We start from the raw sequence: 25,307 nt of genomic DNA on the forward strand, positions 1-25,307 counted from the left end.
GCCCTTGAGCCTCGCTGCTAGGCGGAAGCGCTGCTGCACCAGGCCCCTACTCGCTTGTCCGCCGACGTTCGCAGGGTCCGTGACAGCCCGGAGCCGTCATGCGGGCATCGGTGGCCGCCGACGCAAGTGGACTTCCTGTTGTCGCAGGTGGGCTGGTCACCGGACATGAACGCGTGACATTGGGAACTGAAGTGGTGTGCAAAGCGTTTCATGAATGTGAGGGCGGGCACGTTGCTCTCTGAGTGCCCTCAGCTAGCTAAGGGGGCGGTCGGCATAGCATGAAGAAAACGCAAAGGAACACAAGATCTAGATCGCAAAGGTGGCATCTGATGACCTCGAACAAAATAGAAGCTGATTAAAGTCCTCAATGGTCCAGCAATGTGCAGTAATCGAACGCGAAAAGGAAGTGTCATGAATCTTATCTCTCATGCGACCAGGAGAACATCCCATGCCCTCAACCCTAGATGGCGACATCAACCTTAAAGGATGTCTTTTCGCTGCCCTTGCTGCGATTGCATCATTCGCAGCGGCCGTAATTACGTTTCTAACTGCGCGTCTCTTCCATGAGTCCTGGTGGGCCTGCCTGTGTTATGCAGGAACTGTGTTTGTAGGCGCTTTCGGGTTCTTTATGGCTGTTGTAGCGCTCTATCAGACGGCTAAAGCAAGAAAATAGGAATCGCTAGGCAGCGGGGGTCCTGAGGCTAATATCTTCGGGACCCTTCGCATTTCCGGTATAAGCCCTCACGGAGACAGTCCTCGCTCGCTCCGCCTCCTTATCCCTCTAGCAACACAGTTTTGCTTCGGTCCTCGGGAGGCATACTAAGCAGTTCCGGCCTGTCGTGATAAAGGCACCGCAGTCCGTTGATAGCTACGCTGATTACTCTCTGCCGGTTTCTTGCCGCTGCATCTGGGTCAGGCTCCTTCGCGCCATGGACCATAGCGCTCCTCACCCCATAGAGCTTATTCAGCTCTTTTTGAAGATCAAGTCGTTTTCCTGAATCTGCTTCGAGAACTTTAGCCAAAGATGCGGTAACTCGAAATGTCGTTTCAGTGCGCGTCCCGAACATGTTCTCCCATGCGATGAGGGAATCAATGAGTGCATCGTTGGAGTCTCGACGGGAAGACGCCGCTGAAAGAATCCTCTTCATGGCGATGTTCAATGATTCTGGATGCTTTTTGCGAATTACGTCATATGTAGCGACCGCGTCCTGAAATTTAGAGGACGGTAGTTCGGTGTTGGTGGGGGTGTGATCTCCTATACCCCGTTGATTCGTGCCACCCATATTTGTTGGGTCGAGAATCAGTCTAGATTCCTCCTTTGGTGCCAAGAAGTCGTCACCGTCAGAGCAAAGTAGAAGTGCCAGTCTTACTTTCTCCAGGGAGTACTCAAAGGATCTGAGTGACTCTTCGATTCGCGCACGGTACTTGTTAAATGGCTTTGCCCAATCGGCGCCCCCGGGTTCGATGTTGAAGACGTGCAAAACGCGTAGAGGGTAGGTGGTCTCATAGACGGCTCCGCAGTTCCCAACGTTGTTCAGTAGCATCCCATCTGTTGGGAGAATTCCACGCAGTATGCCATCTGTGAACTGGATTTCCTGGCCTTGTGAAAGACTGACTCCGCTGAGTCCGATGATCACTGGCACGTCTACTGGCTGGCTTTCTGCCAGAGATCGGAGGGCGCTTAGGGAATCTTTCAGCGAGGAAATTAGGGATTTAGAGGTTAGTTTCTGCCCGGCTAGTTGAACCCTCAGCCTTGCATCATAAATTAGACCTGTGAGTACGCCGATTATTTGCCGTGTGCCCCCGTATCCGCTGTTCACTACCCATTCCGATGACTCCATTAGGGGGGCCGGATTTTCTTGTTCAGCTGATTGGTTCTTGGGGAACAGCTTAGAGAGCGAAGGGTCTTCCATGAAAAACTGACCTAGCTCTTTTGATTTAGGATGCTGGGCAATTCCGGCAAGGTTTGACATGAAGAACCCTGAGCTGCTTTGGTTACTAGGCGGCGGAATTAGGTAGACAGGCCATATGTCTTGCGCAACCACAGCCAGCGCGGCATACACGGCGTCATCTGTTTCCAAATTTTCTGGCGAAATATCGCCACCTGAACTTTTTCGCAGGAACTGAACTAGTGAAGTGCCCTCGTCTGGGATGTACTGACTCAAAGAGGAGGCAGTGAGAATACTTGCATCAAGCGAGCCGGCGTTAATTGAGCCTAGCGCCAGAGAAGTTAGGATGTTCAAAACAGATTGATCTGCTCGTCCCGAAATTCCGTTCAAGTCTTCCTGCTCTGGAATGGCGAGAACGTAGCGAATAAAATCACTTCCATAGGTTGCAGTGAGCAACCCTTCAATATCGATCACTGTGTCGCCTCTGGATTTACGCAGGAAGAGTGATGGATGACAGTAGTACACTCATCAAGTGAAGTCACTCCATTTCATGAATTCCTCCGAAGTCGTTGTGCATTTGAGGTTTCGGGGACACGGGCAGAAGATCGTTCGGTAGCGCAAGCTCTCCTGCTGGCCGCTGAGCAAGCCAACCCGAACGCCTATGGGGTGGTGCTTCCGTGCGAACGTGCTTGAACCCGAGTCGCTCGTAATATGCGTGCAGGCCCGTATTCGTGCGCCACGTGTCGATGCGTACCCATGTCCGTCCCTCCAGTCCTGCGAGACGGGACATCCAGTCGACGACGCGCGTGCCGAGGTGTCGGCCTGAGGCTCCCCGAGCAACGATCAGCTTGTAGAGGTAGAGCGCGGTTTCCGGCTGGTCGGCGTCTGTCCAGAAGTCTCGGTCGACGACGCCCCGACTGACGGTCGCGAGCACCTGCTGATACTCACCGACCACGACCCATGCACGCCCTTCGTCGATGTTGGCGTGCCACTTGTCGATTGCTCGCTTGCCCGTTTCCGGGTCGCTCCACTGGTCGGTGCCCTTGGTGCGCAGCCACTCTTCCGCCTCTGTACGAAGCGTCATGAGGGCGGGTACGTCCTCCGCCGCTGCGGGGCGGAGGTACTCAGTCCGTGCTGACTTCATAGAGGATCTTGTGCCTGTCTCCGGGAAGGATGGTGACCATGCAGCGGAGGGGGCGGCCATCCGCGTCGTAGCCTGTTCGGGTGTGCTCCGCTACCGGCGTTGCCGCAGGTAGGGCAAGTAGTTCGGCCTCCTGTCGAGTCGGCATACGCACCGCAATCTCATCTGTGTACTTGGCTTGCACGAGTCCGATGGAAGCCAGGATGCCCCCAGGAGCGGAGACGTCGCGAGGCTCCATCAATGGAGTGCCGGCCACGAGTTCCTGAGGAAAGTACGAGTCGGCGAGCGCGTACGGCCTGCTGTCGACATACCGAATGCGCTTCCGTGCAACGGCCAAACCGTCCTCGGGGAGATTGAGGCACTCGCGAACGTGGAGCGGGGGTTCCACGATGGACACGGTGATGTCCTGACGCGGTGCCTTCCCTCCCTCCGCTACAGCACTTGCCCACTGGTCACCTGCGGTTTGACCCTCTACCGCGTTGGCGTGACGACTCCGGCTCTCCAGGGTCGTCCAGTTCCACACGACGGGTGGGTAATCCTCGCGGACGTACTTTCCTTGACCTTGCCCGGTGACCACCAGCCCTTCCTCAATCAGGAGGCGCACACCGGCCCGGATGGTCTCGCGGCTGTAGCCGTACTCGGTCATCATCTTGGACTCGCTCGGGAGCGCCTCACCTCCCTTCAGGTCTCCGGAACTGATCCGTTCGCGCAGGTCATAGGCGATTTCCTGGGACTTGGTCATCCCGCGTCGCATCGACATTGCATCCCTTCCGCTCCAACTCCTCCGTACAAGTTAGACCAGGGGGCTTGACTCTCCAAGTCCCGGTGGGGCAACCTCATGTCACGGCACTCCTCCAGACAAGCTAGACGGGGTGTCACGTACGACTCTGCCGTACAGGCTGCGTCCGGAGGAAAGCCCGAGGGGGTGAGTACGAAGGCAGCGCCGGTTCCTTGAGAACTCAACAGCGTGCTTTGAACTTTGACGGGGCTTGACCCCGTCCCCGTGGCGGCCGGGTGACGACCGTCGGCCCCGGTATCCAGCCGTGAAGGGCGCGGAATCGACTTCCGCCCGGGGTCACTGGGCCTGCCGCGACGTGTGGCGTCGGCTCTCATCTCCGGATGCGGTGGCACTCCCGGACAGGACAGCCCGCCGCGTTCGGTCTTCTTCCCGACACAGTCAAGGGGTTCATCCATGACCGAGCGTGTTTTCGACTCCGCTACCTCCGGCCCGATCGTGCTGGGCATCTCGCTGCCGGTCGGCAGCATCCGCGTGCAGGTGCTCGACAGCCTGACCACCGCCCGCGTGGTGCTGCGGACGGACGACACCACGGGCCCGGCGGCTGACGCCGTCAACCGAGCCCGCAGCATGCAGAACGGGCAGGCGCTGGGCATCGAGGTGCCGGAGATGCCCGGCAACGTGACGGTGCAGAGCCGGCGCGGCAACCGCATCGTGCAGAACGTCAGCACGGTGTACGGATCGGTGACCGGCGTGACCATCGTCAACGGCCGCGTCGTCTCCGGCGGTACGAACACCATGCAGACCGTGAGCCCGATCGAGGCGACGGTGTGCCTGCCCCCGCGGTCCTCCCTCGCGGTGGTCTCGCAGTCCGCCGATACTCAGCTCTTCGGCTACGTCGACCGGTTGGAGTTCCGTTCCGTCTCCGGCGACTTGGACGCCGACGGCGTGCGGGAGCTCCGAGCCAACACCACCTCCGGTGACATCCGCGCCGGCCGGGTCAGTGACCTGGTCAGCGCGCAGTCGGTCTCCGGGGACATCGACGTGGACCTGTACGACGGCAGGGCGGCCACGCTGGGCACCACCTCCGGTGACGTCACGGTGCAGGCCACCGACCGGGCGGCCGGACACATCGGCGCCAACAGCGTCTCCGGCGACGTCCGTATCAGCGGGGCCCGTCACCTGACGGTGTCCGCCCACACGGTCTCCGGCCGCGTCCGCAACCGCTGACCAGCCGCTCCACAGCACCTCGCCCCTGCTTGATCGCGGGGTGGTCGCACTCCCGGACAGGACAGCCGACCGCCCCGCGCCCTTCCCGACGTACTCAAGGAGAGATCCACCATGCGCATGCGCACCTTCGTCGCCGGCCAGGAAGCGCACGGCGACACCGAGTTCGCGGAACTGGCGCTCGGCATCGACATCGACCTGTTCCGCGGCCCGCTCACGTTCGAGACGGACGAGGAGCGGGCCGCCCGTGAGGACGCGGCCCGTGACGTCCTCGCCGACCTGGCCGCGGAGGCGGAGGCCGGTGATGAGATCGCCGGTTGGGACGCCCTGTACGCGGATGCGCTCACCCGCACGGTGCCGTTCCTGCGCTCCGCCCGCGACCACCGGGCGGAGACGGGGGAAGCGGCATGAACGAGACCTGTAAGCCGCTGACGAAGGTGCAGATCGGCGTTCTGACGGCCGCGTTCGTGCCGATGCTCGCCACCGGCGTGGTCGGCGGGATCGGCACCTACAGCAACATCGGCCACGCCTACGGCAAGGGCACCGCGCTCGGTGCCCTCGGTGCCGGTGAGGGCGCCACGGCCGTGCTCGCCCTGGTGCTGCTGGGCCTGACCATGCTGGGGCAGTCCTCGCCGCGCGTCGTGAGGATCGGGCTGTGGGCGCTGCCGGCCGCCGCGGCCGTCATGGGCGCCATGGCCGCACCGGACCCCGGGCGGACCGTCATCTACGCCCTGACCCCGATGGGCATGTCGGTATCGGCGGAGGGCATGGCGTTCCTGGCCCGCCGCATCGTTGTCCACACCGACGGCCGCGACGCGGAGAACGAGCGCCGCACCGCTGACATCGTCCAGGCCCTCGCCTACCACCGGGCGCGTGCCGCCCACCACCCGGTCGACCGGGTGCGCAAGCGCTCGGACCGGACGTCGTGGCGTCTGGCGCGCAAGGTCGGCGTCGGGGACGCGGCGCTCGGATCGAGGCTGCTGGACGTCCAGCGCGACCGGATCACGGACGGCGCGGACGCTGCACTTGCGTCGATGTTCGGCGGCACTACCCCGGTAAGTCTTCCGGTTGCAAATGCTGAGGAATCGGCCGAGTCTATGAGGAATCGGTCTATGGCTGATCTGCGGGAATCGACCCCGGCGCCGGTCGTCCTGACGTGTCTGCCGATGCCCGATCCGGTGGCGGTCGACTACGTGAAGTCGACTCTTCCCCTCAAGCCCGTTCCGGTGATTGCCACGCCGATCGAGTCGGCCAAGCCGCGGGCGGTGGGCGTCGACTCCCCGCGACCTCGGCGGGCGACGGGTCGGGTGCCTGCGGTGGCCCGATCGCCCCGACCCAAGCGCACCCGGGATGAGCTGCTGTCCGAGGCGCGGTCTGCGACGGCCGATTGGTCAGACGCGCAGGTCACTGCCGAGGGCATCCGCCGCGCGCTGCGCACCTCGCCGGCGAACGCCCGGACGCTGCGCGACACGATCCTTGTCGAGCGCACCAAAGCCGCCTGATGGGCGGCTCGTTCGGCAAGTGCTACGACCCGAACGGCGCCCGCCACGGCATCCCCACCTTCCCGTGGCGCTACGCCCCCGACGGCTACGCCACCCGCCGTCAACTGCGCGCCCGCGGCCTGCGCCCCGGCGGACAGCCGATCGCCGCGCAGGTGCTGCGCCCGCGCTACCGGCGCGGCCCGCTGGTCGCCTACCTCTACCGCCTGGACAGCGCAAAGCCCGTCCGGCCCATGACCCCCGCCCGGTGGGCGTCTCTGGACAAGGCCAACACCGCCCGCCGCACCTGCCCCGCCTGCCAACAGGACGCGGGATACGTCATCCCGACCTCGCTCGGCACGTGCGTCCCGTGCGCCTACCCCGAAGAACAGCGCGTCGCCTGAACCACCCCGAACCGGGTCCGGCCGTCCGCCTCCTACAGCAAGTCGGCCGGACCCTTACGACTCCCGAAGGAGTACGTACATCGTGACCGAGAATCCCGTGTTCCCGCCCCCGGACGAGCCGGAGGGCACCGACGAGCGGTCGGCCGACGTGCTGCCGTTCCCGCTCAAGAAGACCCCCGCCCCCGCGGCTGTCCCGGAGGTGTCTGGCGAGGGTGACGTGAAGCCGGGTGAGTGGGAGGCCGAACTCCCCGACACCGACGACCCCGACGCCGAGGGCCTGACTGAGGGCGCCCCGGTCGACCCGCCCCGTGAGGTCTACCCGCCCTCGGTTGCGGAGTGGATGGAGGCCCGCGACAAGACCCGCCTGCCCGTGCTGCCGGACTGGGTGAAGCTCCCTGACCAGCGCACGGCGGTGCGTAAGTGGGCGGTGCGGCACTACTCGGCTGTGATCGGCTACCACGCCGTTCGTCTGCCGTGCATCTACACGCCGAAGATCCTGTGGTACTCGCCGCGGGGTGCGTGGCGCTGGTCGGCTGCGATCGGCCGGTGGGTGTTCGACGCGGAAGGCAAGGCCCTGCGCCTGGCGTCCGTGGCCAACGAGGACGCGGCGGAGTACCTGAAGCTCTCCCGGCAGCGCAACGACCGCGTGCGGCTGCGGGGCATCGTCGCCTCCATCGCCTCGCTGGTCGGCCTCGCCGCCACCCTCACCCTGTACGTCATGGCCCCGTCCTGGCTGCTCCTGCTGGCCATGGCCACGCTCACCACCACACTCGGTGCGGTGGGTGCGCCAGCGGACCGGCCGCTGATCGACCTGGCCAAGGTGACGTTCCGCAAGCGGCGGCTGTCCTCGGACATCGTCATCCGCGCCCACGAAGCAGCCGGACTGACCAGCAAGGACCAGTCCATTGCCTTCCCGCGGCCCATCGGCCGCGACGGCGACGGGTGGCGCGTCATCGTCGACCTGCCGTTCGGCAGGACATTCGGGGACGCGCTCAAGGCGCACGGCCGTCTCGCGTCGGGGATGGACATCGCCTCGACTCAGCTCTTCCTCGACAAGGACGAGACGAGCAACCGGCGGGTGTCGTACTGGATCGCCGACCGCGACCCGCTCGCCGTCCCCTCCGGCAAGTCCCCGCTCCTGGGGGCGACGCGGGTGGACTTCTGGAAGCCGTTCCCGTGGGGTGTCGACGAGCGCGGCAACCCGGTCATGGCCACGATGCTGTGGCTGTCGCTGCTGGTCGGCGCCGTACCCCGGCAGGGCAAGACGTTCTCCGCCCGCACCATCGCGCTCGCCGCGGCGCTGGACCCGTACGTCCGGTTGTACGTGTTCGACGGGAAAGCCTCGCCAGACTGGCGCAAGTTCGCGCTGGTCGCGCACCGCATCGGCTTCGGCATTGTCCCGAAGAACGGCATCGACCCCGTCGGGCACCTGCTGACCTCGCTGCGGGAGCTGCGGGCGGACGTGGAGGACCGCTACCACCGACTCTCGGAACTGCCCCTGCACATCTGCCCCGAGGGCAAACTCACCCCGGAGATCAGCCGGGACCCCAAGCTCAACATGCCCTTGACCCTGTTCGTCGTGGACGAGGTGCAGGAGTACCTGACCCACCCCGAGCACGGCAAAGAGATCCTGTCCCTGATGGTCTACCTCGCCCGCGTCGCCCCCGCGGTCGGCGTCAGCGTCATGACGTCCACGCAGAAGCCGGACGACAAGGCGTGCCCCTCCGAGCTGCGCGACCAGCACCAGGCGCGGTTCGCGCTGCGGGTGGGCGCCTACCAGGTCTCCGACGTCATCCTCGGCGCCGGCTCCTACGGCGAGGGTCTGGACGCGTCCAAACTCCTCAAGTCCCACAAGGGAGTTGGCCTACTCAAGGGCATGTCGGACGACGCCGGGATCGTCCGTACGTACCTCGCCGACGGCCGGGATGCGGAGCGCATCCTCACCCGCGCGGCAGCGCTGCGCGAGGCCGAGGGCACCCTGTCCGGCGACGCGGCTGGCGAGGCACCCGCACCTGAGGTGTCCGCCACCGTGCTGGACGATGTGGCGGCCGTGCTGGGCAAGGGCGAGGCCAAGGTGTGGTCGGAGACCATCGTCGACCGCCTCGCCGACCTGCGCCCCGACGTCTACGGTGCATGGGCCGAGCTGGAGGCCAAGCCGAGGGCGGAAGCGCTCACTGCGGCGCTCAAGCCGTACGGGGTGGCCACCGAGCAGATCGGCCGCCGCATCGACGGCAAGACGGTCAACAAGCGCGGCATCAAGCGCGAGGACCTCGCCGCCGCGATTACGCAGCGCAACGAAAATCGGGACGCCGGATAGCTCTCCGAGGTCGCTAACGCTAGCGGCACCCGTCGCTAGCGTTAGCGACCCTGCTAGCGACCAAAACGGCACCTGATCAGGTCGCTAGCAAGTAGCGGCCCACCTGCGGAAACCCTCAAAACCCGCCTGAGAGGCCCCTGATGAGCCTTCCACTCCTCGCTATCGCCTGCCTACTCGTCGTCACAATCTGTTACAGCGGGAAGTGCTGGCTGAGCCCGTTCGGAGACTGCCGCAAGTGCCGCGGCATGGGCCACGAACTCAAGACCGACCGCAAGGGCCGCCTCAAGCGCGGCCGTGACTGCCGCCGCTGCCAGGCGACCGGCAAGCGCATACGCATCGGCCGCTGGATCTACAACCGCGCCGCCCGCACCTACCGCGCCGGCACCCGCTGACCCCACCCCGGAGGACCCGTGGTCATCACCATCCCGCTCGTGCTGCTGCTCGCCGCCGCGCTCGCCGCGCTGCTGCGCTTCAAGGCGCTCGGTGCCGGTGCGGCCGTCGTCGCCGTGCTCTTCGGCTTCTACCTCGCCGCCACCGACGCGAGCGACACCGTCAACCAGCTCGTCACCGCCGTCACCGACGCCCTCGCCGACACCGGCCACTGAGATAGGGAGACCCGGGCATGAACAAACGCACCACGCCCTACGACCGGCACCGCCCCGCCGTGCGTGACGCCGTAGCCCTGGAAGTCCACCACCCCGCGCCCCTCGCCCCGGTCCCGCACACCGCACCGCTCGTGCCCGTGCAGCCGGGCAACGTCCCGTCCGTGGCGAGCATCGTCCTGCCCGACGGCCGGGTCGTCACCGGCTACGCGATGGAAGCGACCAAGCCCGAACCGGTGGCGGTTAGGCCAGCCGTCTCGCGCACCGCGGTGAACATCGCCCTCGGAGGGATCGGCTTCGGCGCCGTGTGCGGCGGCCTGGTCCTGCTGACCACGTTCATTGCCGCACTCGCCGCGCTCATTCACCAACTCATCGTCCTCGCCGCCGTCATCTTCGGCGGGTGGATCGCCGTGCAGATCCTCGGGGCGGGCGGTCACGGCGGCGGCACCACGGTCAACATCCGCAAGGCAGTGATCAAGCGCAACCGCTTCTACAACTAGCTACGCCCGAGGGCGGCGGCACTCCCGGACAAGGACAGCCCGCCGCCCTCGGTCTCCGTATCCCGACGTAGCAGAACAGGAGACCTACAGCATGACCCAACTGCGCATTTTCGGCGAGGGCCCTTTGGCCCCTGCCACTCGTTCGGGGCGAGAGTCCCGGCCGCGTCTGCTGGATCTGTTCTCGTGTGCCGGCGGTGCCGCCATGGGCTACCACCGTGCCGGATTCGCCGTGGACGGCTGCGACATCGCCGCCCGCCCGAACTACCCGTTCCCCTACCACCGCGGCGACGCCCTCGCGTACCTCGCCGCCCTGATCGCCACTGGCGAGATCCGCCGGTACGCGATCGTCCACGCCTCCCCGCCCTGCCAGCATGGATGCGCGCTCACCGTGGGCACCAACGCCTCGCAGGGATGGGGCGGCGCACACGTCGACTTGGTGGCGCCCACTCGTGACCTCTTGGACCGGACCGGTCTGCCGTACGTCATCGAGCAACCCAACGGCCGCGCGAAGATCCGCAAAGACCTCACCCTGTGCGGGGAGATGTTCGGGCTCGGGGTGATCCGTCACCGCAACTTCGAGCTTGGCGGCTGGACTGCCGTCCGGCCCGCGCACGTCACGCACCGGGGCCGGGTGCGCGGCTACCGGCACGGCGAGTACTTCGACGGCCCATACGTGGCCGCGTACGGCAACGGCGGCGGCAAGCCGTCCGTTACGGAACTCCAGACGGCCATGGGCATCACGTGGACCGACGTCCGGGAGGAACTGACCGAGGCCATTCCGCCTGCCTACACCGAGCACATCGGCCGCGCGTACCTCGCCGCCTGCACACCGTTGGGAGCGGCGGCATGAACACGATGCCCGTAGTACTGCGCGTCGCCCTCGCCCTCGCGGAGGTCGGCGTCCCTGTCCTGCCGCTACGAGGCAAGGTCCCGTTCGGCAACTGCCGCTCCTGCACAGGGACCCCGCCCCGGTGCGGCGGCCGGCCGGTCATGAAGAGCGCGGGCCCCTGCCGGTGCCCCGCGCCGTGCCACGCATGGGCCGCCGCGACCACCGACCCGCACGCTCTTACCTCGCCCGCGTGGGCGCCCGCCTGGCGGGAAGCGGTCACGGCCGCCTACCACCCCGGCGGGGCAGACCTGACCGTGGTCGACCTCGACAACGCGGCGGCCGTCGCATGGGCCCGCGAGAGCCTGCCCGCCACCCGCACGGTGGCGACGACGCGCGGGGAGCACTGGATCTACCGGGGCGCCATGCCGTCCGCGAACGCGGTCCGCCCCGGTGTCGACGTCAAGTCGCTGACGCAGTACGCCCGGTGGCTCGGACCCGGCACCGGCCGCATGGTCGCCCTCCCGGCGGCCGTCCGCGCCCTAGTCGTGAAGGAAGAGACCACCCCATCCCGGGGGCGGGTGGTCTCTTCCGTCCCCGAGCGCGCCATGTGGGACCGGACGGTTGCCACCGGGTGCCGCCACAACGAGCGGTACGTGCGCACCGGTCTGGAACGCGGCCTCGCCCTGATCCGGGCGCGCACCGAATCGGGCGCCGGATCACAGACGTTCGGCGTCGCCCGCTTCCTCGCCGTCCAGCACGCGAGGTGTCCGGGACCGTGCGCACTGGCCGTACTCGGGGCGGAGATCACGGCCGCGGCCGTCTCCGTCGGCGTCCCCGAGCCCTACGCCCGCCGCGCGGTCGCCAACGGCCTTGCGGCGGCCGTGGAGCGCGCGGCATGAACAAAGCATCCCGAACCACCGCGAACAGCCCGCAGGGCGCCGTACAGGGCCTGCCACGGCATGCTGTGGGCGCATCGAAGGTCGCCGCCCGCAAGGGCGTCCTTTCTGCCGTTGTCCCTGACCCGCAGACGGTCACCGTCTCCGGCATCCAACCGGGTTTCCACATCCGGTGCGAGGGCGTGCCGGTGGCGGACTGGCTGTGTGTCTGCGGGCAGCACGAACGCGCCCGGGGCCGCGCCGCCGTCATCGCGCTCAGCGCCCGCGTCATCGTCGGAATCTGCTCCCACACCACCGCATCCGAAGGGAGGGCCGCCTCATGACTCCACAGCCTGTGGACAGCCCCGACCTGTGGGCCGGACTGCCCGACCTGGAAGAACTGTCCGGCGAGGACGACGCAGCGCCTGATGTGTGGGAGGAGCCCATTTCTCTCACCGGTCGGCGCGATCGGCCTGCCTTCCCGGTCCACGTGCTCCCTGCGTGGGTGGGGGAGTTCGTGGTGGCCGTCGCGGAAGAGACACAGACCCCCGTCGACCTCGCCGGGTCCATCGCCCTCGCAGTCCTGGCCACCGCGGCTGGCGGCCGGTCCGTGGTCCACGTGCGGGGCAACTGGCGCGAGCCCACCAACCTTTACACCGTGGTGGCCCTGCCGCCCGGCAACCGCAAGAGTGCCGTCTTCACCCTGCTCACCAACCCCCTGTATGAAGCGGAGAAACAGCTCAAGGCCGCGATGAAACCGGTCATCGTCGAAGCCGAGGTCACCGCGCGTCTGGCCAAGGAAGCAGCCGACAAGGCCGCCGCCAAAGCTGCATCGGCCGACAACGACAAGAGGGAACAGGCGGTGGCCACCGCGGTCGGTCTCGCGCAGACCGCCGACACGCTCACTGTCCCGGCCGAACCGGTGCTCCTCGCCGACGATTCCACCCCCGAGACGGTCACCTCGCTCATGGCGGAGCAGGGCGGCCGGCTGTCCGTGATGAGCGCGGAGGGCGGCATCTTCGACATCATCGCCGGACGCTACTCCGGCGCCCCGAACATGGAGGTCTTCCTCAAGGGCCATGCCGGGGACAGGCTGAGGGTGAATCGGCAGACCCGCCGCGAGTACATCGACGCCCCCGCCCTGACCATCGGCCTCGCCGTCCAACCCGACGTCCTCCAGGAGATCGGCAAGGTCAAGGGCTTCAAGGGACGCGGACTGCTGGGCCGCTTCCTGTACTCCCTGCCGGTGTCCACGGTCGGCGAGCGCGAGGTCATCACGGAACCGGTTCCCGAGCAGACGGCCGCCACCTACACCGCCCGCGTCATTACCCTGACCCTGTCGCTGGCGGAGTGGACCGACCCGGCCGTCATCCAACTCAGCCCGGACGCCGACACGGCCCTGATCGGCTACCAGCAACGCCTTGAGCCACAGCTCAAGGCGCGGGGCGGGAAACTGGGCCACGTCACCGACTGGGCCGGAAAACTTGCCGGAGCCGTCGCGCGCATGGCCGCGCTGCTGCACCTCGCCGAACACCTCGGAGAGGGCTACGCGCACCCGGTCCCCGAGACCACCATGCGCGCGGCCATCGAGCTGGGGGAGTACTACACCGCCCATGCCCTGGCCGTGTTCGACGTCATGGGCGCAGACCCGGTCCTCGGACGGGCCCGCAGCGTGCTGGACGCGCTACGGGACAACGGATGGCAGGACGTCAGCCGGCGGGACGTCTTCACCGTCCTGTCCCGCTCCGAGGTCCCCACCGTCGCCGACCTCGAACCGGCCCTCGCCCTGCTGGAAGACCACGGATACCTACGCAGCTACCAGCCGGAACGCACCGGCAAGCGCGGACGCCCACCCGCGCCCCGCATGCAGGTGCACCCCACCCTGCGGGACCCCGGACCGTAGGGCCGGAACCGTGCGACCCCTCCCGCACAAACCGCAAAATCCGCAATAACCCCCGACACCCCCGCTGACCTGCGACGGGGCCCCGCGCCACCTCGCCGCGAGGCCCCGCCGCACAATCCCGCGATATTCCGCAAAAAACCGAGCCGCACCCCACCGGCCGGAGCCGCCCGCCGGGTGCCGCTGATTTTTGCGGAATATCGCGGATTTCTGCGGGGCACCCCCCGTCGCCACCCGCGCACCGCATCGCCCCAGGTCAGCGGCTATCTCCGCTGTTTCTGCGGATTTTGCGGTTTGTGCGACGGCACTTGCTCAGGAAGCCAGCCACACAGGAGTGAGCCTTGGACGAGCACGCCACCCCCACCGCCCCCATCGACGACGACCCGACCCTCGTCTTCCTCAAGGTCGAAGAGGCCGCCCGCCGACTCCGCATCGGCCGCACCACATGCTTCGCCCTCATCCGCACCGGCGAACTGGAGTCCGTCATGGTCGGCGGGCTTCGCCGGATCCCGGTCGACGCGCCGACTGCGTACTCGACCCGTCTCCGTGCTGCGCAACGAACTGCTTGACGACGCCCGAGGCGGCGGCCCTCCCGGACAGGACAGCCCGCCGCCCCGGTCTCCATCCCGACACTAAAAACAGGAGTCTGCCCGTGGCAGAAGAACAGAAGCGCACTCGACAGCCCAACGGCCGTAGCTCGATCTACCTGGGCAAAGACGGTAAGTGGCACGGCCGCGTCACCGTCGGCATCCGCGACGACGGCACCCCGGACCGCCGCCACGTCGAACGCAAAACGCGGGCCGAAGTGACATCCGCCGTACGCGAGTTGGAGAAGCAGCGCGACGCCAAGACTGTGCGGAAGCCCGGCAAGGCGTGGACGGTCAAAGCGTGGCTTACACACTGGATTGAGAACGTTGCGCCCCTCGCCGTCAACGACAACACGATGGTTGGGTACGGCGTCGCTGTGCGGAAACACCTCATCCCCGGATTGGGCGCTCATCGTCTCGACAGGCTCAAGCCCGAGCACATTGAGGCGTTCTACGCCAAGATGCAGGCCAACGGCAGTAAGCCCGCGACCGCTCACCAGGTGCACCGAACTCTCCGCACTGCCCTCAATGAGGCCATGCGGCGAGGGCACCTTGGTAAGAACCCCGTTCAATTGGCTAAGGCACCGAAAACGGGGGAGTACGAGGTAGAGCCGTACAGCGTCCAAGAAGTACAGCAGTTGCTCAAGGCCGCTGACAGGCACCGCAACTCCGCTCGCTGGGCAGTCGCTCTCGCCCTTGGACTGCGGCAAGGGGAAGTGCTCGGGTTGAGGTGGGAGGACGTGGACCTTGACGGTGGGTTCCTCGTGGTCCGTCGTAGTCGTCATCGGCCGCAGTACGCCCACGGGTGTGTGGATTCTTGCGGACGCAAGGCCGCCGGGTATTGCCCTTCTAAGCGGCGTACAAATCCGGAACTTTCCACCACAAAGTCGCGCGCCGGCCGCCGCGCCGTTGGTCTGCCAGAGCAACTCGTTGACCTACTCCGCGCCCACCTCATGGCCCAGGAAGGGGAGCGAGCGGCGGCGGGCAATCGTTGGGAGGAGAACCGGTTGGTCTTTCCCGATGAACATGGGCGTAGCCCGTCCCACCGTCGAGACTGGGCAGAGTGGAAGGCTTTGTTGGTTGAAGCGCAAGTGCGGGACGCTCGTCTGCACGACGCGCGGCACACAGCCGCGACGGTGCTGCTCATCCTTGGCGTACCTGAGCGCGCAGTCATGGGGCTGATGGGATGGTCTACAACCGCCATGGCTGCTCGCTATCAGCACATGGTCGACGCGGTACGCACTGACGTGGCAAGGCAGGTTGACGGGCTGATTTGGCGATCGCACGACGACGGGCCAGGCCGCGCGGGCGGCGCACCCAACTTGACGCGCTGATAGCCCCAGCAGGCACACGCGAGGGCTGCTCTTACGCTAGTCTCCGGCGCACGTCGAAGCTTCAGACGCCACAGCGGCATGCCGCCACCCTTGGGTGGCGGCATGCCGCTGTGGCCAGCGACACCTCAAACACCACGGACGGTATGCCACCCACAGGATTGGGTGCATGCCGCTATACGAGATCGGGACCTGCCACCAAATGCAGATTGAGCGCCGCCTTGGGGTATCCCCGCAGGAACGTAATCAGTGCATGTCGGAGGCGAATTGCCCGGACATCTTTGAGCTATCCGATGGTAGATTCGTAATTATTGGTGATGACATTACGGCAGACGTGCGCCCGCTTCTTCCCGCGGATGCGGGTATCGGCCCGAGTGAGCGAGCTGTTGTGATTACGCGCGAAACGCTCACGAGGGCCCGAAGTGACATTCCGTCCTCGTAAACCCTATGCGTTGCGGCGCAGTGGCGTTGTGGATGCAGCGGCCTGATAGGCGCGTTCAGCGATTGTCTGAAATTCTGCCTCAGGTGAATCGCCGGGTGTGCGATTGGGGTTGACTATGATCTCCCAGAACTCTCGCCATACCGGAACGGTGAAGAGTGCCTGTAGCGACGACTCTATGACGGCTTCTGAGTAGTCCCCTACCTCGAATGCGAGAAAGTGATAAGACATCACCTGGTTAATGTACAGGTATTGCCTTTTCTTCTCTTGCGGTATGTCTCCGGATAGGGTTGGCCAAGTGGCTGCCAGGTCGGCATCGCCAATTGCGTCACGCAAGAGGGAGATGTGTAGTCCGCGAATTAGAGCACCTGAGGTTCGATGGATTTCTTTTTTCATCGACCTGGTCTCGCTGCACTGCTCTTGCATTATTCGCTGTTGATCCTGTAGTACGATGCGTTGCATCTCTGACTCCTTCTCCTGCATGCGCATGGTGCGCGCCATGTAGAAGAGGAGGACCGTTGATGACGCCGCTGCCGCTGCTCCAAATGCTTGACCCGCGTTACTGCTGTTATCTTCCTGTAAAGCGGGAATCCGTACGAGCGCTATGCTAATTAATACGCAGCCGGCGCAGGCAAGAGTGATCGTTGCTATGGATAGGATTACGCGTTTCGCAACCGCGTACCACTCTTGTCCGGACATCTACCCCAACCCCCAGTGACAGCTTTCGCTGTCCGAAGTTTTCCACTCCTAGCGAGGGAAAAAACTTTGGGCGGTATTTGGTGGTTGCTGCCCGAGCGCTTCGTTGTCCTTTTAACTAAAAGAATCGAAGGGGTGCCCTGGGGGGTAGGTAATGTGAGGGGCGGGGTGGTTGATAGTTGCTATATGTGTAGTATTCCATTCCGCTTCTACTGCAAGAGTTGTAGGGTCGTGGCCGGTACTTTCGTGCCGTGATTCTTTCAATGCTTCTCTGCTTGTGATGATGCAGAGGTGTGCATCGACGCGCTTCACTGTGCGTCTAGCCGTCGTGGGGGCTTTCGTGTACGGGAGGCGGCTTACGCGGGCATCTGTAGCTCAATGGGCCATGGATCGTTCGCCAGATGTCATGGGCGCGGTGGAGTGAGACGGGAACTGAGACGGACGGCGAAAGGGCGGCACCTCTGATGAGGTGCCGCCCTTTCGTTTTGCCTGGTCAGGCCAGTTGAGGCCGTGGCGGGAATTGAACCCACGTGCCTCGCTTTGCAGGCGAGTCCCTAAGCCACTCGGGCACACGGCCAAGCTGAGTCCGTTCGTGCCGGACTCGTTGTATCGACCGTACGGGCCGGAGTGGGCGTGGCCAAGGGTGTCGTGAGGGCTGCAACGGGACTGCCATGCCGCGTTCACAAAGGGAGGGATGGCGAGGGGGGCGTACGACCAAGGTCTCGGGTCGAGGGCGACCTCCGACAGGGGTCAATGTCGGTCTTGCCCCTTACCCTGGCGGACATGACCTCCCTGGAACCGGGCGACACCGGCGTCGCCGCCACCCCGAGCGCACCGATCGAAGACGTCGCCCCGGACGGTGTGCTCAGCCGTCCGTACCGGGCGCTGAGTATCGGGATCGTGTCCGTCGTGCTGCTGATCGCCTTCGAGGCGACGGCCGTCGGGACGGCCATGCCGGTGGCGGCGCGGGAGCTGGACGGGATCTCGCTGTACGCGTTCGCGTTCTCCGGGTACTTCACGACGAGCCTGTTCGGCATGGTGCTGGCCGGGCAGTGGTCCGACCGGGCCGGCCCGCTGGGGTCCCTCACCGCGGGCATCGGGGCCTTCGCGGCGGGGCTGCTGCTGTCCGGTACGGCCGGGGCCATGTGGCTGTTCATCCTCGGCCGGGCCGTACAGGGCCTGGGCGGCGGACTGGTGATCGTCGCGCTGTACGTGGTGGTGGGGCGGGCGTATCCGGCGCGGCTGCGGCCGTCGATCATGGCCGCGTTCGCGGCGAGCTGGGTGGTCCCGTCCGTCGTCGGCCCCCTCGCCTCCGGCGCGGTCACCGAGCACCTCGGCTGGCGCTGGGTCTTCGTCGGCGTACCGGTGCTGGTCCTCCTGCCGCTGGCGCTCGCGCTGCCGCAGATACGCAGGCGGGCGTCCGGGCCGGAGGTCAGCCTGGCGGAGGGGGACCTCCCCGCGCCCTTCGACCGGCGGCGCATCCGGCTGGCGCTGGGCATCTCCGCCGGTGCGGGACTCCTGCAGTACGCCGCCCAGGACCTGCGGTGGCTGTCCCTGGTCCCGGGTGTGGCGGGAGCCGCGCTGCTCGTCCCGGCCGTGCTCGGGCTGCTGCCGCGAGGCACCTACCTGGCGGCGCGCGGGCTGCCGTCCGTGGTGCTGCTGCGCGGAGTGGCCGCCGGGTCCTTCATCGCGGCGGAGTCCTTCGTACCGCTGATGCTGGTCACCGAGCGGGGCCTGTCGCCGACGCTCGCCGGGTTCTCCCTCGCGGCCGGCGGCGGCACCTGGGCGCTGGGTTCCTTCGTCCAGGCGAGGGCGCGCGTGGAGCCGTACCGGGAGCGGCTGATGATGCTGGGCATGCTGCTGACCGCGGCCGCCATAGCCGCCGCGCCGACCGTGCTGATCGACGGGGTGCCGGTGTGGACGGTGGCGGTGGCCTGGGCGTTCGGCTGCTTCGGCATGGGCCTGGTGATCTCCTCCAGCAGTGTCCTGCTGCTCCAGCTCTCCGCGCCGGGCCAGGCCGGCAACAACTCCGCCGCCCTGCAGATGTCCGACGGCCTCGCCAACGTCGTCCTCCTCGCCGCGGGCGGCGCGGCCTTCGCGGCGCTCGGCGGCGGCACGGTCACCCATGCGGCCACCCAGGCCTCCGGCGGGCACCCGGCCGCCTTCGTGGCGGTGTTCCTGCCGATGGCGGGGGTGGCGCTGGTGGGGGCTTGGGTGACCACGCGGCTGCGGGCCCCCTCAGCGAGCGGAGACCGCTGAGGCGAGCGGATGTGAGCTGGGTCCCATCCAAGGGTGACCCCGCCTTGTCCGCGCGTTGACGTTCATGAGCCGCCGGTAGGGTGGCCCGGTTGTCATACGCAGCCGTCGTCATACGTGCCCGAGCGGCTCGACCACCCCACGGAGACCGTGACTACCGCCCGCCCGTCGTCCCCCGACACCCTCACTGGAGGGCCCTTCGTGCCCGCCTCTTCCGTCGCCAGCGCCGCGTCCTCGCACCATCTGTCGCCCGCGTTCCCCGGCAGGGCCCCCTGGGGCACCGCCAACAAGCTGCGCGCCTGGCAGCAAGGGGCGATGGAGCGGTACCTCCAGGAGCAGCCGCGTGACTTTCTCGCCGTCGCCACGCCCGGCGCCGGCAAGACGACCTTCGCGCTGACCCTCGCGTCCTGGCTGCTGCACCACCATGTCGTGCAGCAGGTGACCGTGGTCGCGCCGACCGAGCATCTGAAGAAGCAGTGGGCGGAGGCGGCCGCGCGGATAGGGATCAAGCTGGATCCCGAGTACAGCGCGGGCCCGCTCAGCAAGGAGTACCAGGGCGTCGCCGTGACCTACGCCGGAGTCGGCGTACGGCCCATGCTGCACCGCAACCGCTGCGAGCAGCGCAAGACCCTCGTCATCCTCGACGAGATCCACCACGCCGGTGACTCCAAGTCCTGGGGCGAGGCGTGCCTGGAGGCCTTCGAGCCCGCCACCCGCCGGCTCGCCCTCACCGGTACGCCGTTCAGGTCCGACACGAACCCCATCCCCTTCGTCGCGTACGAGGAGGGCAACGACGGAATCCGCCGCTCCGCAGCCGACTACACCTACGGCTACGGCTCCGCCCTCGGCGACGGCGTCGTGCGGCCCGTCATCTTCCTCTCCTACAGCGGCAACATGCGCTGGCGTACGAAGGCGGGGGACGAGATCGCCGCCCGGCTCGGCGAACCGATGACCAAGGATGCCGTCAGCCAGGCCTGGCGCACCGCCCTCGACGCGCGCGGCGAGTGGATGCCCAGCGTGCTGCGCGCCGCCGACCAGCGGCTGACCGAGGTCCGGAAGGGCATCCCGGACGCGGGCGCCCTCGTCATCGCGTCCGACCAGGACTCCGCGCGCGCCTACGCCAAGCTGATCCGCGAGATCACCGGGAACAAGGCCACCCTCGTCCTCTCCGACGACACCGGCGCCTCCAACCGGATCGACGAGTTCAGCCAGAGCGAGGACCGCTGGATGGTCGCCGTCCGGATGGTGTCCGAGGGCGTCGACGTACCGCGCCTCGCCGTGGGCGTGTACGCGACCACCATCTCGACCCCCCTCTTCTTCGCCCAGGCCGTCGGCCGCTTCGTACGCTCAAGGCGCCGCGGCGAGACCGCCTCCGTCTTCCTGCCGACCGTCCCCGACCTCCTCACCTTCGCCAACGAGATGGAGGTCGAGCGCGACCACGCCCTCGACAAGCCCAAGAAGGAGAGCGAGGAGGACCCGTACGCCGAATCCGAGAAGGAGATGGAGGAGGCGAACAAGGAGCAGGACGAGGACACCGGCGAGCAGGAGCAGTTCTCCTTCGAGGCGCTGGAGTCCGAGGCCGTCTTCGACCGGGTCCTCTACGACGGCGCCGAGTTCGGCATGCAGGCCCACCCGGGAAGCGCGGAGGAACAGGACTACCTCGGCATCCCCGGGCTCCTCGAACCCGACCAGGTCCAGCTCCTCCTGCAGAAGCGCCAGGCCCGGCAGATCGCGCACAGCCGCAAGAAGCCGGACGAGGAGGCCGACCTCCTCGAACTGCCCGCCGAGCGGCGACCCGTGGTCTCCCACAAGGAGATGCTGGAGCTGCGCAAGAAGCTCAACACCATGGTCGGCGCGTACGTCCACCAGAGCGGCAAGCCCCACGGCGTGATCCACACCGAGCTGCGCCGCGTCTGCGGCGGGCCGCCCAGCGCGGAGGCGACCGCCGGGCAGTTGCGCCAGCGGATCGAGAAGGTGCAGGAGTGGGCGACCCGTATGCGATGACCCACCCGTATGCGACGACCCACCCGTACGTGGTGACTGCCTCACTCTTGTGAGTCCGTAGTCCGTGGTCCGCAGTGCGTAGTCCGTACGGTGAGACGAGCGCCGGTGCCCTCATGGCACCGGCGCTCGCGTGCGTGTGCGCTCCGTGCAGGGGTGGTGCACGCCGGGTGCGCGCCACAGAGACCACACCGCTCACATCCGGCCAAAACTGGATCAAACCCTGGGTAACCAGGAGCGGTCCGTACCTGCGCATGACCGGATTCTGGACGGAGCCTTCCGCTGAGCGAACCAGCTCGCTACTGTCCCCGCTACGCACACGCCCCGTGGCAGCGCCGCCGCGGAGCGCAGCCGGTGCCCGCCCGGAAGTACCCGGGACGCAGCCGACCGGCGGCCTCTGACGCGCGTCGCCGATGGGACCGGTGACGCGTCCGCCACGTAGGGGGTCGCCGACTCTCACCACTAAGGAGTGGGCGTCGTGACCGCGGAAACCTCCCAGACGCTCGACCGGGGACTGCGTGTCCTCAAGCTGCTCGCCGACACCGACCACGGTCTGACCGTCACCGAGCTGTCAAACAAACTCGGAGTCAACCGGACCGTTGTGTACCGGTTGCTCGCCACGCTGGAGCAGCACGCCCTCGTACGCCGTGACCTGGGCGGCCGTGCCCGGGTCGGGCTCGGCGTGCTGCGGCTCGGCCGGCAGGTGCATCCGCTGGTGCGCGAGGCCGCGCTGCCCGCGTTGCGGTCGCTGGCCGAGGACATCGGGGCGACGGCCCATCTCACGCTGGTCGACGGTACGGAGGCGCTCGCCGTCGCCGTGGTCGAGCCGACGTGGACGGACTATCACGTCGCCTACCGGGCCGGGTTCCGGCATCCGCTGGAACGGGGGGCCGCCGGGAAGGCGATCCTCGCCGCGCGGGCCGGAGGGGCGGACGGTGAGCTCGGCTACACCCTTACGCATGGGGAACTGGAGGCTGGGGCGAGTGGGGCCGCTGCGGCGCTCGTTGGTGTGACGGGGGTGGAGGGGAGTGTGGGGGTGGTGATGTTGGCTGACGCGGTGCCTGAGCGGGTGGGGCCGCGGGTGGTTGATGCTGCGCGGGAAGTGGCTGACGCGTTGCGGTGACCTGGCCCTGGCCGGCGCGCTGGCCGGCGCCCTGGCCGGGGTTGGGGGTCGTGGGTCGGCTGCGGGTCCGCTGTGGCTGGTCGCGCAGTTCCCCGCGCCCCTAAAGGCAAAAGACTGCGCAGTTCCCCGCGCCCCTGAACGGCAAAAGATTGCGCCGTTCCCCGCGCCCCTAAAAGCCGAAGACTGCGCCGTTTCCCGCGCCCCCAGGAAGCCGAAGATTGCTCTCCGTTAGATTGATGCCGTGGCTTCTCGTCTCTTCGGTCTTTCTGGTCTCTCCCGTCTCTCCCGGTTTCGGGCCGTCGCCGTGTGCGCGCTGCCTGTCGTGGGGCTGTTTGCCGTGGCGGTGTTCGCGCCGTTGCCGTTCTCGTTGGCGCAGCCCGGGATGACGGCGGATGTGCTCGGTGAGAACAAGGGCGACCCGGTGATCACGATCTCCGGTGCGAAGGCCCGTGAGACGAGCGGGCAGCTGCGGATGACGACCATCGAGGCGACGAGCCCGGACACGGACGTGAGCCTGGGCGACGTGCTCGACGGCTGGTTCCGTACGGACCGTGCGGTGATGCCGCGCGACTCGGTCTACCCGAGCGGCGACAGCGTCAAGGAGATCGAGAAGTACAACGCCCAGGAGATGAAGAAGTCCCAGGACACTGCCACCGAGGCGGCTCTGGGCCAGCTCGGCGGAAAGCCGGACGACATCGAGGTCACGCTCAAGCTCGCCGACGTGGGCGGTCCGAGCGCAGGGCTTCTCTTCTCGCTCGGCATCGTCGACAAGCTGGACGGCGACGGCAGCGGCGGCGACCTCACGGGCGGCCGGGTCATCGCGGGTACGGGGACGATCGACGCCGACGGGAAGGTCGGCGCGGTCGGGGGAGTGGCTCTCAAGACGCAGGCGGCCCGCCGCGACGGCGCCACGGTCTTCCTGGTCCCGAAGGCGGAGTGCTCGGACGCCGAGTCGGAACTGCCGAAGGGGCTGCGCCTCATCCCGGTGACGACCCTCAAGGGCGCCGTCGACTCCCTGGTGGCGCTGGAGAAGGGCAAGGGCTCTGTTCCCTCCTGCTGAGCCGAGCCGGTCGGGCGCTCAGCGCTCAGCACTCAGCCGTCCTTGACGAAGCCTTCCTTCTTCATCCAGTCCAGTGCCACCGCGTGCGGATCCTCGCCGTCGACGTCGACCTTGGCGTTCAGCTCCTGCGCCACGTCGTTGTCGAGCCGTTTCGTGATCGGGGCCAGGACCTCGGCGATCGCCGGGTACTTCTTCAGGGCCTTCGTGTTGATCTGCGGGGCCACGTTGTAGTTGGGGAAGAACTTCTTGTCGTCCGCCATCACCGCGAGGTTCATGGACTTGATGCGGCCGTCGGTGGTGAAGACCTCCCCGTAGGTGCAACTGCCCTTCTTGACCTGGGTGTAGATGATCCCGGTGTCCATCTGCGTGATGTTCCCGCTCGGCAGTTTCATGCCGTAGGCCTTCTCCATGCCCGGCATCCCGTCCGCCCGGTTGGCGAACTCGCTCTCCACGCAGACGGTGACGGCCTTGGGGTCCTTCTTGGAGAGGGCGGCCACCTCGGAGAGCGTTTTCGTGCCGTACTTCTTGAAGTTGGCCTGGTTCATGGCGAGCGCGTACGTGTTGTTCAGCTTCGAAGGGGGCAGCCAGGTCAGCCCGTTCTTGCGGTCGGCGTCGCGTACGGCCTCCCACTGCTTCTGCGGATCCGTGATGGGGTCGCTGTTGCCCAGGTAGGTGATCCAGGCGGTGCCCGTGTACTCGTAACCGGCGTCCGCGTCCCCGTTCTTGACCGCTTCCCGGGAGCCGATGGAGCCCTGGATGCCCGTGCGGTCGAGGACCTCGGCGCCGGCCGCCTGGAAGGCGATGCCCATGATCGCGCCGAGGATGAGCTGCTCGGTGAACTCCTTGGACGTCACGGTGAGATCGGCGCCCTTGAGCGGCTGCCCCTTCCCCACCGATCCCGGCTTCACATCGTCGACCATGGGCGAACCGCTGGTCAGCCCGCACCCGGACACCGACACCGCCGCCAGCAGGGCCAACGCCGCCACCGGACCCGTAACCGACGTGACGCGTCTCATGAGCCCGCCTCCAGACCGCGCGGACTGAGCAGGAGCTCGGCCAGGGACGCCAGCCAGTCGACCAGCAGAGCCAGTGCGACGGTCAGGATCGAGCCGAGGACCAGCACCGGCATCCGCTGATTGGTGATCCCGGTCGTGATCAGCACACCCAGACCGCCGCCTCCGCCGAACGTGGCGAGCGTCGCCGTGCCCACGTTGAGGACGAGCGCGGTCCGTACGCCGGCCAGGATCAGCGGTACGGCCAGCGGGAGTTCGATCCGGCTCAGCACGCCCAGCGGGGACATGCCGATACCCCGGGCGGCCTCAAGCAACGTCGGGTCGTTCGCCTTCAGCCCGGCGATCGTGTTCGACAGGACGGGCAGGACGGCGTACGCGATGATGCCGATCAGTGCCGCCTTGCGGCCGATGCCCAGCCAGATCACCAGCAGCGCGAGCAGCCCGATCGCGGGCGTCGCCTGCCCCATGTTGGCGAAGGTCATGACCACCGGGGTCGCCTTGCGCAGGGCGCCGCGCGTCAGCAGGATGCCCAGCGGAATCGCGATGATCAGCACGAAGAAGGTGGAGATCACGGTCAGCTCGATGTGCTGGCGCAGGGCCTTCCACACCTGTCCGTTGCCGAGCGCGTTCTCGGAGAGCGGGTCGAGATCCGCCTGGCGGAACCAGAGCCAGGTGCAGAGCAGCCCGACGACGAGCACGGCGGGCAGGAAGGTCAGCTTCCGCCAGCCGATGCCGGACGCCCGTGACGGGGCGGTGGGCGCGGCGAGATCCCCTTCGAACGCGGCTTCCCGCCCGGCCTCCGGGCCGGCGTCCCGCACCCCGCCACTGCCTGCGCCGCCGCTGGCCGTACGCGTACGACCGCGCCGGCCATCCGAGTCGCCGCCGCCGTCACCGTCGCGGGGG

The 25,307-nt window shown here is 67.0% G+C and carries 24 protein-coding genes and 1 tRNA gene; 18 read left to right on the top strand and 7 right to left on the bottom strand.

From position 1 onward, the window contains the following. Positions 1 to 773: 773 nt before the first annotated feature. The 3 genes from C6Y14_RS44000 to C6Y14_RS08590 form a co-directional block, all read right to left on the bottom strand. Positions 774 to 2,363: a HEPN domain-containing protein gene (locus C6Y14_RS44000; RefSeq protein ID WP_159074198.1), complete on the bottom strand. Its 1,590-nt coding sequence runs from the start codon at positions 2,361 to 2,363 to the stop codon at positions 774 to 776. Positions 2,364 to 2,427: 64 nt separating this feature from the next. After that, on the bottom strand, positions 2,428 to 3,093 hold the full coding sequence (locus C6Y14_RS08585; RefSeq protein WP_404828737.1) for a GNAT family N-acetyltransferase: 666 nt from the start codon (positions 3,091 to 3,093) through the stop codon (positions 2,428 to 2,430). Further along, positions 3,014 to 3,772 carry a GntR family transcriptional regulator gene (locus tag C6Y14_RS08590; protein WP_159074199.1) on the bottom strand — a complete coding sequence of 253 codons (759 nt, stop codon included), beginning with the start codon at positions 3,770 to 3,772 and terminating at the stop codon, positions 3,014 to 3,016. Before C6Y14_RS08590 ends, C6Y14_RS08585 begins: the two co-directional genes overlap by 80 nt. A gap of 450 nt (positions 3,773 to 4,222) precedes the next feature. On the opposite strand from C6Y14_RS08590, the gene C6Y14_RS08600 reads away from it, so the two are divergent. From C6Y14_RS08600 to C6Y14_RS08665, 14 genes are all read left to right on the top strand, one after another. Next, complete coding sequence (locus C6Y14_RS08600) at positions 4,223 to 4,996, top strand: DUF4097 family beta strand repeat-containing protein (RefSeq protein ID WP_107015949.1); 774 nt, start codon at positions 4,223 to 4,225, stop codon at positions 4,994 to 4,996. A gap of 117 nt (positions 4,997 to 5,113) precedes the next feature. Continuing rightward, the gene (locus C6Y14_RS08605; protein ID WP_107016409.1) at positions 5,114 to 5,404 is read left to right on the top strand and encodes a hypothetical protein; all 291 of its coding nucleotides are present in this window, start codon (positions 5,114 to 5,116) and stop codon (positions 5,402 to 5,404) included. Further along, the gene (locus tag C6Y14_RS08610) at positions 5,401 to 6,495 is read left to right on the top strand and encodes a conjugal transfer protein (protein ID WP_107015950.1); all 1,095 of its coding nucleotides are present in this window, start codon (positions 5,401 to 5,403) and stop codon (positions 6,493 to 6,495) included. Before C6Y14_RS08605 ends, C6Y14_RS08610 begins: the two co-directional genes overlap by 4 nt. Further along, the gene (locus C6Y14_RS08615) at positions 6,495 to 6,875 is read left to right on the top strand and encodes an RRQRL motif-containing zinc-binding protein (RefSeq protein WP_107015951.1); all 381 of its coding nucleotides are present in this window, start codon (positions 6,495 to 6,497) and stop codon (positions 6,873 to 6,875) included. Before C6Y14_RS08610 ends, C6Y14_RS08615 begins: the two co-directional genes overlap by 1 nt. A gap of 82 nt (positions 6,876 to 6,957) precedes the next feature. Beyond that, positions 6,958 to 9,192 (top strand): cell division protein FtsK, encoded by a 2,235-nt coding sequence (locus C6Y14_RS08620; RefSeq protein ID WP_107015952.1) that lies wholly within the window; start codon positions 6,958 to 6,960, stop codon positions 9,190 to 9,192. Between the two features lie 140 nt (positions 9,193 to 9,332). Further along, the gene (locus C6Y14_RS08625) at positions 9,333 to 9,584 is read left to right on the top strand and encodes a hypothetical protein (RefSeq protein ID WP_107015953.1); all 252 of its coding nucleotides are present in this window, start codon (positions 9,333 to 9,335) and stop codon (positions 9,582 to 9,584) included. An 18-nt stretch (positions 9,585 to 9,602) separates the two neighbouring features. Further along, positions 9,603 to 9,797 (top strand): hypothetical protein, encoded by a 195-nt coding sequence (locus C6Y14_RS08630; protein WP_107015954.1) that lies wholly within the window; start codon positions 9,603 to 9,605, stop codon positions 9,795 to 9,797. A gap of 17 nt (positions 9,798 to 9,814) precedes the next feature. Beyond that, positions 9,815 to 10,294, top strand: coding sequence for a hypothetical protein (locus C6Y14_RS08635; protein ID WP_107015955.1), 480 nt, complete (start codon positions 9,815 to 9,817; stop codon positions 10,292 to 10,294). Between the two features lie 202 nt (positions 10,295 to 10,496). Continuing rightward, positions 10,497 to 11,144: a DNA methylase gene (locus C6Y14_RS08640; protein ID WP_199854677.1), complete on the top strand. Its 648-nt coding sequence runs from the start codon at positions 10,497 to 10,499 to the stop codon at positions 11,142 to 11,144. Further along, a complete protein-coding gene (locus tag C6Y14_RS08645; RefSeq protein WP_107015956.1) occupies positions 11,141 to 12,022 on the top strand; it encodes a bifunctional DNA primase/polymerase in 882 nt (293 codons plus the stop codon). Before C6Y14_RS08640 ends, C6Y14_RS08645 begins: the two co-directional genes overlap by 4 nt. Beyond that, positions 12,019 to 12,342 carry a hypothetical protein gene (locus C6Y14_RS08650; RefSeq protein WP_225890975.1) on the top strand — a complete coding sequence of 108 codons (324 nt, stop codon included), beginning with the start codon at positions 12,019 to 12,021 and terminating at the stop codon, positions 12,340 to 12,342. Before C6Y14_RS08645 ends, C6Y14_RS08650 begins: the two co-directional genes overlap by 4 nt. Continuing rightward, positions 12,339 to 13,901 carry a YfjI family protein gene (locus C6Y14_RS08655; RefSeq protein WP_404828738.1) on the top strand — a complete coding sequence of 521 codons (1,563 nt, stop codon included), beginning with the start codon at positions 12,339 to 12,341 and terminating at the stop codon, positions 13,899 to 13,901. The genes C6Y14_RS08650 and C6Y14_RS08655 overlap by 4 nt, the downstream gene beginning before the upstream one ends. Positions 13,902 to 14,239: 338 nt before the next feature. Continuing rightward, a complete protein-coding gene (locus C6Y14_RS08660; protein WP_107015958.1) occupies positions 14,240 to 14,467 on the top strand; it encodes an excisionase family DNA-binding protein in 228 nt (75 codons plus the stop codon). An 83-nt stretch (positions 14,468 to 14,550) separates the two neighbouring features. Further along, positions 14,551 to 15,819, top strand: coding sequence for a tyrosine-type recombinase/integrase (locus tag C6Y14_RS08665; RefSeq protein WP_107015959.1), 1,269 nt, complete (start codon positions 14,551 to 14,553; stop codon positions 15,817 to 15,819). 442 nt (positions 15,820 to 16,261) lie between these two features. Here the strand turns inward: C6Y14_RS08665 and C6Y14_RS44005 are convergent, their stop codons facing one another. Further along, positions 16,262 to 16,954: a DUF6082 family protein gene (locus C6Y14_RS44005; RefSeq protein WP_159074200.1), complete on the bottom strand. Its 693-nt coding sequence runs from the start codon at positions 16,952 to 16,954 to the stop codon at positions 16,262 to 16,264. Positions 16,955 to 17,456: 502 nt separating this feature from the next. After that, positions 17,457 to 17,528, bottom strand: a tRNA-Cys gene (locus C6Y14_RS08675). Positions 17,529 to 17,734: 206 nt separating this feature from the next. Between C6Y14_RS08675 and C6Y14_RS08680 the strand changes: the two genes are divergently transcribed. The 4 genes from C6Y14_RS08680 (at position 17,735) to C6Y14_RS08695 (ending at position 23,391) form a co-directional block, all read left to right on the top strand. Further along, entirely contained in the window at positions 17,735 to 19,210 is a 1,476-nt protein-coding gene (locus tag C6Y14_RS08680; RefSeq protein ID WP_107015960.1) for an MFS transporter, read from the top strand. 198 nt (positions 19,211 to 19,408) lie between these two features. Further along, complete coding sequence (locus C6Y14_RS08685; protein WP_107015961.1) at positions 19,409 to 21,211, top strand: DEAD/DEAH box helicase; 1,803 nt, start codon at positions 19,409 to 19,411, stop codon at positions 21,209 to 21,211. Between the two features lie 475 nt (positions 21,212 to 21,686). Then, entirely contained in the window at positions 21,687 to 22,331 is a 645-nt protein-coding gene (locus tag C6Y14_RS08690) for an IclR family transcriptional regulator (RefSeq protein WP_107015962.1), read from the top strand. A gap of 241 nt (positions 22,332 to 22,572) precedes the next feature. After that, a complete protein-coding gene (locus C6Y14_RS08695) occupies positions 22,573 to 23,391 on the top strand; it encodes a S16 family serine protease (protein ID WP_107015963.1) in 819 nt (272 codons plus the stop codon). A gap of 32 nt (positions 23,392 to 23,423) precedes the next feature. Here C6Y14_RS08695 and C6Y14_RS08700 read toward each other — a convergent pair whose 3' ends face one another. Together C6Y14_RS08700 and C6Y14_RS08705 are read right to left on the bottom strand one after the other, a co-directional pair. Then, positions 23,424 to 24,407 carry a glycine betaine ABC transporter substrate-binding protein gene (locus tag C6Y14_RS08700; RefSeq protein ID WP_107015964.1) on the bottom strand — a complete coding sequence of 328 codons (984 nt, stop codon included), beginning with the start codon at positions 24,405 to 24,407 and terminating at the stop codon, positions 23,424 to 23,426. After that, positions 24,404 to 25,222, bottom strand: a complete 819-nt coding sequence (locus C6Y14_RS08705; protein WP_107015965.1) for an ABC transporter permease — start codon at positions 25,220 to 25,222, stop codon at positions 24,404 to 24,406. The genes C6Y14_RS08700 and C6Y14_RS08705 overlap by 4 nt, the downstream gene beginning before the upstream one ends. Positions 25,223 to 25,307: the final 85 nt, after the last annotated feature.

The sequence above is a fragment of the Streptomyces dioscori genome, from assembly GCF_003024195.1.
Classification (GTDB): Bacteria; Actinomycetota; Actinomycetes; order Streptomycetales; family Streptomycetaceae; genus Streptomyces; species Streptomyces dioscori.

Excerpts from the sequence above, each read along its gene's own strand:
- C6Y14_RS44005 (WP_159074200.1), bottom strand. The coding sequence starts at position 16,954 with ATGTCCGGACAAGAGTGGTACGCGGTTGCGAAACGCGTAATCCTATCC.
- C6Y14_RS08610 (WP_107015950.1), top strand. The coding sequence starts at position 5,401 with ATGAACGAGACCTGTAAGCCGCTGACGAAGGTGCAGATCGGCGTTCTG.
- C6Y14_RS08650 (WP_225890975.1), top strand. The coding sequence starts at position 12,019 with ATGAACAAAGCATCCCGAACCACCGCGAACAGCCCGCAGGGCGCCGTA.
- C6Y14_RS08635 (WP_107015955.1), top strand. The coding sequence starts at position 9,815 with ATGAACAAACGCACCACGCCCTACGACCGGCACCGCCCCGCCGTGCGT.
- C6Y14_RS08585 (WP_404828737.1), bottom strand. The coding sequence starts at position 3,093 with ATGGCCGCCCCCTCCGCTGCATGGTCACCATCCTTCCCGGAGACAGGC.
- C6Y14_RS08680 (WP_107015960.1), top strand. The coding sequence starts at position 17,735 with ATGACCTCCCTGGAACCGGGCGACACCGGCGTCGCCGCCACCCCGAGC.
- C6Y14_RS08590 (WP_159074199.1), bottom strand. The coding sequence starts at position 3,772 with ATGACCAAGTCCCAGGAAATCGCCTATGACCTGCGCGAACGGATCAGT.
- C6Y14_RS08640 (WP_199854677.1), top strand. The coding sequence starts at position 10,497 with ATGGGCTACCACCGTGCCGGATTCGCCGTGGACGGCTGCGACATCGCC.
- C6Y14_RS08600 (WP_107015949.1), top strand. The coding sequence starts at position 4,223 with ATGACCGAGCGTGTTTTCGACTCCGCTACCTCCGGCCCGATCGTGCTG.
- C6Y14_RS08700 (WP_107015964.1), bottom strand. The coding sequence starts at position 24,407 with ATGAGACGCGTCACGTCGGTTACGGGTCCGGTGGCGGCGTTGGCCCTG.
- C6Y14_RS08645 (WP_107015956.1), top strand. The coding sequence starts at position 11,141 with ATGAACACGATGCCCGTAGTACTGCGCGTCGCCCTCGCCCTCGCGGAG.
- C6Y14_RS08605 (WP_107016409.1), top strand. The coding sequence starts at position 5,114 with ATGCGCACCTTCGTCGCCGGCCAGGAAGCGCACGGCGACACCGAGTTC.
- C6Y14_RS08655 (WP_404828738.1), top strand. The coding sequence starts at position 12,339 with ATGACTCCACAGCCTGTGGACAGCCCCGACCTGTGGGCCGGACTGCCC.
- C6Y14_RS08615 (WP_107015951.1), top strand. The coding sequence starts at position 6,495 with ATGGGCGGCTCGTTCGGCAAGTGCTACGACCCGAACGGCGCCCGCCAC.
- C6Y14_RS08625 (WP_107015953.1), top strand. The coding sequence starts at position 9,333 with ATGAGCCTTCCACTCCTCGCTATCGCCTGCCTACTCGTCGTCACAATC.